Raw genomic sequence first — 10,875 nt, forward strand, 5'->3', positions numbered from 1 at the left:
ATGGTGGTCGCGCAGGCGCCGTATTCGACCGCCATATGGCTACGCTCGGCGAGCAGTTGAAGTGGGTAGCGGAGCAGTCTGTTCGGACGGGGCACTAGTGCGAATGCCGCCCCGGCGTGGCGCCATCTTCTCCGCTGCGCTGAGACCTGTCTTCGCGCCACTGTCTGGGGCTGCGGCCGTACCTGTTGCGGAACCAGCGGGAGAAGTTGCTGGGCGTGGAGAATGCCAGCATCTCGGCGATCTCGGTCAGCGAGTGGCGGCGATTCGCCACCAGGTGCTGCGCCAGCTCGGCGCGGGTGGCGTCGAGCAGCGCGGTGAAGGTCTGCCCCTCGGCGCCCAGTTGCCGGTGGACGGTGCGGCGGTCGACGCCGAGACTGCGCGCGATCTGTTCGATCGAACAGCGCCCGGTGGGCAACATGAGTTCGATGAGTTCACGCACCCGGTCCGATGTCGTTGCCGTGTGGTCGATGTGGGCCGGACCCAGAAACTGCTGGGCATAGGCACGCAGCTGCGGGTCCGACAGCGCATTGTTCGCGTCGAGATCTGTTGTGTAAGTGACTATTCCGTTGAAGTTCTGGTCGAACGCGACGTTCGGCCCGAAGATGCGGTGATGGCGGTGGATCTCGCGCGGCGCGGCGTGGGTGAATCGGACTTCCACCGGCTGCCAGCCGGTTCCGAGGAAGCCACGAAGTATTCCGTGGAGCACGCCGACGGCGAGTTCGATGGCCTGCCGGGTTTCGCCGGGCTGCCCGATATCCAGCGCGAGGCGAATCGTGGCGATGCCATTGCTTTCGGTCAGCCGGGTATGCAGGGACTCGTTGTACATGTGCTCATGCCGAGCCATGACTCGCAGCGCACTGCGGACATTCGGTTCTTCCCGGATGAGCAGGCTCAGCGGGCCGAGATTCGCAAAACGGCGGCGCTCGGCGAGCCGGAGCCCGAGGTCCTCGCAGTGCGCCTCGGCTGCCGAGCGTTCGAGCAGGCCAGCGATTGCGGCGGCGGGAACCCAGCGGTCCTGCAGGCTCAGGCTGGCCGGATCCAGGCCCGCTTCGCGGACGAGCCGGACCGGATCGAGACCGAGCGACCTGCCGAGCTCCACATAACCGTGCAATGCGGCATAGCGCCCCAGCGGCTTCACACTCACCCTTCCGCCATGTCCCGATATGAATAGATTTTCGTCCCGCAAGGATAAGCATCGGGCCTTGATCTGACTTACTGTGGTTCCTATCACAGCGAGTTGATCGGTGAAAACGGAAGACACCGTGATCGGTGAGCGCACCCGGTTCGGTTCTTCCGTCGACATCTCGCACTCGATTGTTCGGCAGCCGTCGGCGTCCGCTCGGGGCGCGCAACGGCGAATCACTGGACACATCCCGTCGGACCCGACCGCCGACCGCACCCCCGCGTGATGCGTGCGGTCGAAAGGAGATGCACTGTGGCACAAGCTGTTCGCTTCTACGAGACCGGTAGCCCGGACGTGCTGCGCTGGGAAGAGGTGGAGGTGGGTGCGCCGGGACCCGGTGAGGTCCGCATCCGGCACGAGGCGGTCGGCCTCAATTTCGCCGACACCTACTTCCGCACCGGCCTTTACCCCGTGCCGCTACCTGCCGGTATGGGCGTGGAAGCGGCTGGGGTAGTCGAGGACGTCGGTCCGGACGTCACCGATTTCCGGCCGGGCGACCGGGTCACCTACACCGGCAGCCCGCTGGGCGCCTATAGCACCGAGCGGGTGATGTCGGCCCAGCATCTGCTCGCGCTGCCGGACGCGATCACCTTCGAGACCGCAGCCGCCATGACCATGCGCGGCCTCACCACGGCCTATCTGTTGCGCCGCATCCATCCGTTGCGCTCCGGCGACACGGTGCTGCTGCACGCGGCGGCAGGCGGCGTGGGCCTGATCTTCACCCAGTGGGCGAAACTGCTGGGCGTCACGGTGATCGGAACGGTGTCGAGCGAGGAGAAGGCCGAGATCGCCCGGATGCACGGCTGCGATCACGTGATCATCTACACCCGCGAGGATGTCGCGACCCGCGTGCGTGAGATCACCGACGGGACCGGCGTTCCGGTCGTCTACGACAGTATCGGCAAGACCACCTATCGGTCCTCACTGGACGCGCTGGCCCGCCGCGGCCTGCTGGTGTGCTTCGGCACCGCGTCGGGTCCGGTGCCGCCGATCGACGCCATGGAGCTGGCGGTGAAGGGCTCGCTGTTCGTCACCCGGCCCGCCTTGGCCGATTACATCGCCGATCCGGCCGAGCGGGCCGAACTGGCGGGTGAGCTGTTCGACCACGTCGCGGCGGGCCGGATCGGCATCGGCATCAACCAGCGCTACGCGCTCGCCGATGCCGCTGGGGCGCACCACGATCTGGAATCCGGCCGGAGCATCGGCTCCTCGGTCTTCGTGCTCTGACACGCCTCGATCTCGGTTCTCCGCCCCCGCCCGGCCATCCGTACCGGATTCCGGCACAACGAAGGATTCATCATGACAGCCATTGCCCCGCGCACGGATTCAACGATTCGAGGATCGATCGGCGTCCGGCCGTTGACCTGCACGATCGGCGCCGAACTGCACGGCGTGGACCTCGCCGATGCGGCGCACGACGACACACTGTTCGCAGAGCTGCACGCCTTGCTGCTCGAGTACAAGGTGCTGTTCGTGCGCGACCAGGACATCAGCCGCGCCGATCATGTCACTCTCGCAAAGCGTTTCGGTGAGCTGGAGGACCATCCGGTCGCGGGCAGTGATCCGGACCATCCTGGCCTGGTCCGCATCTACAAGGACCTCGACAGCCCGCCTGAGCATTACGAGAACGCCTACCACTGTGACGCCACTTGGCGGGCGAACCCGCCCATGGGCTGTGTGCTGCGCTGCGTAGAGACGCCGCTGGTGGGCGGCGACACGATCTGGGTGAACATGGTCGAGGCCTACCGTCGCCTGCCCGAACATGTGCGGACCCGCATCCAGGGGCTGCGGGCGCGACACAGCATCGAGGCCAGCTTCGGAGCCGCCATGTCGGAGGACAAGCGCCACGAACTCGCACAGCGCTACCCCGATGCCGAGCACCCGGTGGTGCGCACGCATCCGGAAACCGGTGAGCAGATCCTGTTCGTCAACTCCTTCACGACCCACCTGGTCAACTACCACACACCCGAGAACGTGCGCTTCGGTGCCGATTACGCGCCCGGGGCCGCGGAATTGCTGCACTACCTGATGCGGCAGGCCAGCATCCCCGAGTACCAGGTGCGCTGGCGGTGGACGAAGAACAGCTTCGCCATCTGGGACAACCGATCCACCCAACACTATGCGGTACAGGACTACTGGCCCGCGGTTCGAAAGATGGAGCGCGCCGGGATCATCGGCGACCGCCCCTTCTGAACTCTCGTCTTCCCCAAAAAGATTCGATACCGATCGGAGTAATTCTCATGCATTTCCACGACGATTCGCTGTTCCCGGAGAACCAGGAGAAGCTCGTCATCACCGCCGCACCCTATGGTCCGGAGTGGGAACTCGACGACTTCCGCGAGGATCTGCCGCTGACCATGGACGAGCACGTCCAGGCCGCGGTCGACTGCTACAACGCCGGCGCCACGGTGTTGCACATCCACGTGCGCGAACTCGACGGCAAGGGCTCCAAGCGGCTTTCGAAGTTCAACGAGCTGCTCGGCCGCCTGCGCGAGGCGGTGCCGGATATGATCCTGCAGGTCGGCGGCTCTATCTCCTTCGCACCGGAAGATGAAGGCGCGGAGGCCAAGTGGCTGTCCGACGACGCCCGGCACCTGCTCGCCGAGCTGGACCCGAGGCCGGACCAGGTCACCATCGCCATCAACACCAGCCAGATGAACATCGTCGAGCTGATGACCGATGACGACATCGCAGGCACCTCCTTCACCCGCCCCGAGGTGTACGAGGCCTACCGTGAGATGGTCGTCCCGGCCGGTCCGGCGTGGGTGGCCGAACACCTGAAGCGGTTGCAGGCCAACGGCATTCAGCCGCACTTCCAGCTCTCCAGCATCCCGCAGCTGGAGACCGTGGAGCGGTTGATCCGCCGCGGGGTGTACACCGGCCCGCTCATGCTGACCTGGGTCGGCATCGGCGGCGGCTTCGACGGGCCGAACCCCTACAACATGATGGAGTTCATCCGCCGCGTTCCGGACGGCGCGGTGCTCACGCTGGAAACCCTGATGCGCAGCTGCCTGCCGGTCAACACCATGGCCATCGCCATGGGCCTGCACGCGCGCTGCGGCAACGAGGACACCCTGTGGGGCCGCAAGGGTCAGAAGATGACCTCGGTGCAGCAGATCGAGCAACTGGTCCGGGTCGCGAACGAACTCGGCCGCGAGATCGCCACCGGCAAGGAGGCGCGCGAGATCTACCAGCTCGACGAGCGCTATGCCGATGCCGACGAGACGCTGGCCAAGATCGGCTTCGCCCCCAACCGCAAGCCCGGCCAGGTCGGATTCACCCACCACGCCTGATCCAGTCGACCTCGGGCGGGATATCGCACCCGCCCGAGTCCAGGGCGCACACTGCAGCGTGCGCCGACCCTGTTCTTCCCCTCAGCTCCGGTGCGCCGCACCACCGTCTCGGTGCGCCGGATTCGTAGGAGCACCAATGGAGTTGCACACTACCGCCACCGGGACGGACGGCTCCGCCGCCGCCGTCCCGGGCCTGGCGGCCACCCCCGCCGCCGTATCCCGCCGGGTCTATCCGTGGATCGTCTTCGCCCTGGCCTTCGGTCTGCTGCTGGCCGACTACATGTCACGCCAGGTTCTCAGCGCGGTTTTTCCGTTCCTGAAAACCGAATGGGCACTGTCGGATTCGAAGCTGGCCTCGCTCAGCAGCATCGTAGCCCTGATGGTCGGCCTGCTGACCCTGCCGCTGTCACTGCTGGCCGACCGATGGGGCCGGGTACGCAGCCTGGTGCTGATGGCGGTGCTGTGGAGCGCGGCCACCGTGCTGTGCGCCACGGCCACCGGTTACGACCAGATGCTCGGCGCCCGTTTCCTGGTCGGGGTCGGCGAGGCCGCCTACGGCAGCGTCGGCATCGCGGTGGTGCTCAGCGTGTTCGCGCCGCGCATGCATGCCACACTGAGCGGTGCGTTCATGGCCGGCGGCTCGTTCGGATCGGTCCTCGGCGTCGCCTTCGGTGGCATCATTGCCGTCCAGTTCGGCTGGCGATGGGCATTCGCCACCATGGCAATAGTCGGCCTGATCCTGGCCGCGCTGTTCCGAGCCCTGATCAGCGACGCGAAGCTGGCCCGCCACGCCGCGGAACCGGCGCCCACACCGCGCGCGAGCGGCGTCGGGTTCCGCGCGCCGGTCTCGACACTGTTCACCAACCCGGCGGTGCTGTGCGCCTACGTCGGTAGCGGCCTGCAGATCTTCACCGCCGCGGTACTGCTGTCGTGGATGCCGAGCTTCTTCAACCGCTACTACGACCTCGCCCCGGACAAGGCGGGCGCGATCGCCTCGATATTCGTGCTCCTGGTCGGAGCGGGCATGGTGGGCTGCGGGATCGTCACCGACCGGGTCGGCCGCACCGATATGTCGCGCAAATGGACCACCGCGATCGGGTTCTGTCTGGTCTCGCTGATCTGTCTCAGCGTCGGCTTCAGCCTGGAACACGGTGCGCCGCAACTGGTTCTGATCGGTATCGGTGCGCTGTTCTCCGGCGGATCGTCCGGACCGACCGCGGCCATGGTCGCCAATCTCACCCATCCCTCGGTGCGGGCCTCGGCCTTCGGCACCCTCACCCTGGCCAATAGCCTGCTCGGCCTGGCCCTCGGGCCGTTCGTCGTCGGCGTGCTCGCCGACCACCTCGGTCTCGCCGCCGCGCTGCGGCTGGCGCCGCTGACCTACCTCATCGCGATTGCCGCGCTGATTCTCGGCAAGCGCGCCTACCCGGCCGGACTGCGCAGGCTGGCCGCCCTGAATCCCGCTGCCCCGCACTGATTTTCGAAAGGAGGTGCCGCACACCATGAGCAGCACCATCGAACCGACCGTCGTCATCGTGCCCGGACTGCGCGACCATGTGGACGACCATTGGCAGACCCTGCTCGCCGACCGGCTCGACCGGGTGCAGACGGTACCGCCCCTGGAACACGACAAGCTCAGCCGGGAAGCACGGGTCGCCGCACTCGACGCCGTGCTCGGCAAGATCGACGGACCCGTCGTCCTCGTCGCACACAGCGCGGGCGTCATGACCACCGTGCACTGGGCACAGCAGGCGACCCGGCCGGTGCGGGGCGCGCTGCTGGCTACCCCACCGGACTTCGAAGCACCACTGCCGCAGGGGTATCCGTCGATCGAGGAACTGCACTCCCACGGCTGGGCTCCCACCCCGTGGCGGCGGCTGCCCTTCCCGAGCATCGTCGCTGCCAGTACCACCGACCCGCTCGCTGCCTTCCGGCGCGCGGCGGCGATGGCCGAGGCATGGGGCAGCCGCCTGATCAATCTCGGCGATGTCGGCCACCTCAATCCGGCCTCCGGCTACGGCTACTGGCCGCGCGCGCAGGAGCTGCTGCGGGAACTGCTCGATATGACCGCGCGGGTCGCGACCGGCGCGGAGGTCACCGGATGAACAAGGTCTTCGACTCGGCAGCGGCCGCCGTTGCCGACATCACATCCGGATCGTCGCTGGCCGTCGGCGGATTCGGATTGTGCGGCATTCCCGATGCGCTCATCGCGGCCATCGCCGCGGGCGGGGCCTCGGATCTGGAGGTGGTCTCCAACAACTGCGGCACCGACCGCCACGGGCTCGGAATTCTATTGGCGGCAAATCGAATCCGCCGCATTACCGCCTCCTATGTGGGCGAGAACAGCGAATTCGCCCGCCAGTACCTGTCCGGCGAGCTCGAGGTCGAGCTGACGCCGCAGGGCACGCTCGCCGAGAAACTGCGCGCGGGCGGGGCCGGTATTCCCGCCTTCTTCACCCCGGCCGGTATCGGCACACCCGTTGCCGAGGGCGGACTGCCCTGGCGTTACGACCCCGACGGTTCGGTCCTGATCGCGTCACCGGCCAAGGAGATCCGGGCCTTCGGCGGCCGCTGGGGTGCTGCGAGCTATGTGCTCGAAGAGTCCATCACCACCGACTTCGCGCTGGTGCACGCGGTGCTCGGCGACACCGCCGGCAATCTGGTGTTCGACAAATCGGCACGCAACTTCAACCCGCTGGCGGCCACGGCCGGACGCATCTGCATCGCCCAGGTCGAAAATCTGGTTCCCGCAGGCGATCTCGACTCGGCGCAGGTCCATCTGCCCGGCCTGTTCGTCGACCGCATCGTGCATACCGGAACACAGGCCAAACAGATCGAGAAGTACACCCTCGCCCAGGAGCGCTGAAATGACCACAGTCACAACCACTCTCGGCTGGACTCGCACCGAGATGGCCGCCCGCGCCGCCCGGGAGCTGCGTGACGGGGAATACGTCAACCTGGGCATCGGCCTGCCGACAATGATTCCCGGGCACCTGCCCGACGATGTGCACGTGACCCTGCATTCCGAGAACGGAATCCTCGGCACCGGCCCCTACCCGACCCCCGGGGAGGTCGACGCCGACCTGATCAACGCGGGCAAGGAGACCGTCACCACCGTCGCGGGTGCGTCGTTCTTCGACTCCGCGACGAGTTTCGGCATGATCCGCGGCGGTCACATCGACACTGCCGTCCTCGGCGGTATGCAGGTCTCCGCCACCGGCGATCTGGCGAACTGGATGGTGCCCGGTCGGATGGTCAAAGGCATGGGCGGTGCCATGGATCTCGTGCACGGCGCACGCCGCGTCATCGTGCTCATGGAGCACACCGACAAGACCGGCGCATCGAAGATCGTGCGCCACTGCACGCTTCCGCTCACCGGCGCACGCGTAGTGCACCGCATCATCACCGATCTCGCCGTCATCGACGTCACCCCCACCGGGCTGGCGCTGCGCGAATGCGCGCCCGGCGTCACCGAGCACGACGTCCGGGCCGCCACCGCTGCACCGCTCACCGTGACGCCCTCCTGAACCGCCCGAACCTGCCCCTACTCGACTACCAGCGAAGGCCTTCCGTGCTGAACCTCGCCGTGCTGCTCGAGGACACCGCGCGTCGCTGCCCAGCCGACGACGCCACCGTTCTCGGGGACGAACGCCTCACCTACGCCGAACTCGACACCCGCGCCAACCAGGTCGCCATCCTGCTCGTCGGCCGCGGCATCGAACCCGGTGACAAGGTCGCCCTCTGCTGCCCCAACCTGCCGGAATTCCCCATCATCTACTACGGCATCCTCAAAGCGGGCGCAGTCGTCGTTCCGCTCAACATCCTTTTGCGGCCCCGCGAAATCGCCTACCACCTCACCGATTCCGAAGCCGACGTGTTCTTCTGCTTCGCGGGCACCGCCGACCTGCCGACGGGCGAATACGGGTACGAAGGCTTCCAGCACGCACCGGGCTGCCGGGACATGGTCCTGATCACCACCGACCCGGCCGCACCCTCGCCCTACGACGATGTCGACACCCTGGCCAGGGCCACCGCGGCCCAACCGGGGCGGTTCGACACCATCGCCCGGCGACCCGACGACACCGCGGTCATCCTCTACACCAGCGGAACCACCGGACAGCCGAAGGGCGCCGAACTCACCCACGCCAATATGGTCATGAACGCGCTGACCGCCAATCGCCTGTTCGACAACAACCCGGCACGCCGGGACGTGCACCTGGTGACACTGCCGCTGTTCCACTCGTTCGGCCAGACCATCAACATGAATGCGGGCCTGTCGGTCGGCGCCACCCTGGTACTGATGCCGCGCTTCGACGCCGCGACTGCGCTGCGACAGATGGCGAATGAGCACGTCACCTTCTTCGCCGCCGTGCCGACCATGTACTGGGCGCTGCTCAACGCCGACACCGACGGGATCGCCGTCGACCGCATCGCCGGCAATCTGCGCAAGGCGATCTCCGGCGGCGCCGCGCTTCCCGTCGAGATGCTGTCCCGGTTCGCCGAGCGATTCGGGGTCCGGATCCTCGAAGGCTACGGCCTGTCGGAGACCTCACCGCTGGCGATATTCGCCGATCCGGACCGCGAGCCCCGGGCCGGATCGATCGGAATCCCGGTGTGGGGCATCGAAGCCCGCCTCATCGACCAGGACTGGAACACTGTCACCGAGATCGGCGAGATCGGGGAGATCGCGCTGCGCGGCCACAACGTCATGAAGGGCTACCTCAACCGGCCCGAAGCCACCGCCGAAGTCATGCGCGACGGCTGGTTCCGCACCGGCGATCTCGCCCGCCGCGACGCCGACGGCTTCTTCCGCATCGTCGACCGCGCCAAGGACATGATCGTGCGCGGCGGATTCAACGTCTACCCACGCGAAATCGAAGAGGTGCTGCTCACCCACCCCGGGGTGTCCCTCGCCGCCGTGATCGGAATCCCCGACGGACGGTACGGCGAGGAGATCAAGGCCTACGTCGTCCCCGAAACCGGTTCCGCGACAACGGAATCCGAACTCATCGCATGGTGCCGGGAGCAGCTGGCCGCCTACAAGTACCCGCGCGTCATCGAATTCACCGACGCACTGCCCATGACGGCCAGCGGCAAGATCCTCAAACGTGAACTCGCGGAAGCGGATTCAGCGTCTTGACATAGCGGGCTGCCATTTATCGGGCGCGGTCCGCGTCTCCCCAGACACTGCCCACTCACCAACGAAGATGAGGAAACCCATGAAGATGAGGAAAATATCCATTACCGCGGCGCTGGCGGCCACCGCCGTGGCCGTCACGACGGCAACCGCACAGGCCGCTCCCACCACAGACGGCGAATCCGGCGCCGTCCATTACGAAGTCACCCGCAGCGGCGACTCCGCGATCCTCGCCGTCAGCGGCGGCACACTACGCCACCTCGATCAGCAGCTCGTGCTGTTCGACCGCACCGATCAACCGGTCGCCGCCATCCCGCTGAGCTACCGCGTCGACGACACCGCCTATCCGATCACCGCGAGCATCGACGGCACCACCGCGACCCTGACACCGTCGAAAAACGACGGCCGACCCGCCACGCATATCGCCGCCAGCGACATCGTGACCGTCGAACAAGCCGCCACCCAGGTGGCCGAATCCTTCACACCCCGCGACGCGCAGGCGTTGGGCGCCTTCGCCCAACGCGCCGCCATCGGCGCCGCGGTCAGCGCCGTGGTCGGAGCCGTCATCGGGGCCGGAGTCGGCTGCCTGGCCGGCGGCGCCGTCGGCGCCGCCATCTCCAGCCCCGTCATATTCCTCTTGGCGCCCTTCGTCGGCGCCACCGTCGCCGGCTGCGTGCTCGGCATGGCCACTCTCGGCGCGGTCGGATCCATGGCCGGAATCGTCTTGGCGGGCGGCCCCATCACCCTGTTCTCCGCCATCCAGTACTTCTCTACGATCCTCGCCCCCTGCCCGCCCGAACTCCCCTCCTGCAAGGACCCGGCACAACCCGCCGCACCCGCGAAGTAGCCCCCCACGACCGCGCGCCCGGGTCTCCCCTACCCGGGCGCGCGGTCTCAGCGCTGAGGCGGCGCGGAAGGCCGATCCAGCGCGTTGGGCTGTTGGCTGGACACGTTCACCTCGACCAGGTAGTCGCCAGCCTCCTTTCGCCGTCAGCGGGCGAGCCGCCCAGGTGATCGGACTTGCCGAACCAGTGCGGATAACCGCCGATCAACCACGACCGCCACCGGTGAGGTCGGCGCCGTAGACCTGGCGTCCATGCACGCAGGCCTCATCCAGGCCTTTGCCGACAGCAACAGCACTCTGTTCACCGATGAACTCCCGCGTCGACTCGTGGAGGAAACGACCGGTTAGGTGCGCAAGTTGGACCGTTGCCGGCTATTTCGCCGGTGCCACTGCCTGTGCCGGGTCCTTGCACTGGGCG

At 67.2% G+C, this 10,875-nt stretch carries 10 protein-coding genes; 9 read left to right on the forward strand and 1 reads right to left on the reverse strand.

Going from position 1 to position 10,875, the window contains the following annotated elements:
• Positions 1-94: 94 nt before the first annotated feature.
• A complete protein-coding gene (locus tag ACWEO2_RS37470; protein ID WP_452409709.1) occupies positions 95-1,138 on the reverse strand; it encodes an AraC family transcriptional regulator in 1,044 nt (347 codons plus the stop codon).
• 297 nt (positions 1,139-1,435) lie between these two features.
• Here ACWEO2_RS37470 and ACWEO2_RS37475 point away from each other — a divergent pair, with 297 nt between their 5' ends.
• The 9 genes from ACWEO2_RS37475 to ACWEO2_RS37515 all read left to right on the forward strand — a co-directional run bounded on the left by ACWEO2_RS37475 (position 1,436) and on the right by ACWEO2_RS37515 (position 10,460).
• Positions 1,436-2,410 carry a quinone oxidoreductase family protein gene (locus tag ACWEO2_RS37475; RefSeq protein WP_452409692.1) on the forward strand — a complete coding sequence of 325 codons (975 nt, stop codon included), beginning with the start codon at positions 1,436-1,438 and terminating at the stop codon, positions 2,408-2,410.
• A gap of 72 nt (positions 2,411-2,482) precedes the next feature.
• Positions 2,483-3,376: a TauD/TfdA dioxygenase family protein gene (locus tag ACWEO2_RS37480; protein WP_452409693.1), complete on the forward strand. Its 894-nt coding sequence runs from the start codon at positions 2,483-2,485 to the stop codon at positions 3,374-3,376.
• A gap of 47 nt (positions 3,377-3,423) precedes the next feature.
• Entirely contained in the window at positions 3,424-4,476 is a 1,053-nt protein-coding gene (locus ACWEO2_RS37485; RefSeq protein ID WP_452409694.1) for a 3-keto-5-aminohexanoate cleavage protein, read from the forward strand.
• 136 nt (positions 4,477-4,612) lie between these two features.
• A complete protein-coding gene (locus tag ACWEO2_RS37490) occupies positions 4,613-5,953 on the forward strand; it encodes an MFS transporter (RefSeq protein WP_452409695.1) in 1,341 nt (446 codons plus the stop codon).
• A 25-nt stretch (positions 5,954-5,978) separates the two neighbouring features.
• Positions 5,979-6,581 carry an RBBP9/YdeN family alpha/beta hydrolase gene (locus ACWEO2_RS37495; RefSeq protein ID WP_452409696.1) on the forward strand — a complete coding sequence of 201 codons (603 nt, stop codon included), beginning with the start codon at positions 5,979-5,981 and terminating at the stop codon, positions 6,579-6,581.
• A complete protein-coding gene (locus ACWEO2_RS37500) occupies positions 6,578-7,342 on the forward strand; it encodes a CoA transferase subunit A (RefSeq protein ID WP_452409697.1) in 765 nt (254 codons plus the stop codon). Before ACWEO2_RS37495 ends, ACWEO2_RS37500 begins: the two co-directional genes overlap by 4 nt.
• A gap of 1 nt (position 7,343) precedes the next feature.
• Complete coding sequence (locus ACWEO2_RS37505) at positions 7,344-8,003, forward strand: CoA transferase subunit B (RefSeq protein WP_452409698.1); 660 nt, start codon at positions 7,344-7,346, stop codon at positions 8,001-8,003.
• A 44-nt stretch (positions 8,004-8,047) separates the two neighbouring features.
• On the forward strand, positions 8,048-9,616 hold the full coding sequence (locus ACWEO2_RS37510) for a long-chain-fatty-acid--CoA ligase (RefSeq protein WP_452409699.1): 1,569 nt from the start codon (positions 8,048-8,050) through the stop codon (positions 9,614-9,616).
• 85 nt (positions 9,617-9,701) lie between these two features.
• Positions 9,702-10,460 carry a hypothetical protein gene (locus ACWEO2_RS37515; protein ID WP_452409700.1) on the forward strand — a complete coding sequence of 253 codons (759 nt, stop codon included), beginning with the start codon at positions 9,702-9,704 and terminating at the stop codon, positions 10,458-10,460.
• Positions 10,461-10,875 lie beyond the last annotated feature (415 nt).

This window comes from Nocardia sp. NPDC004278 (assembly GCF_053602975.1).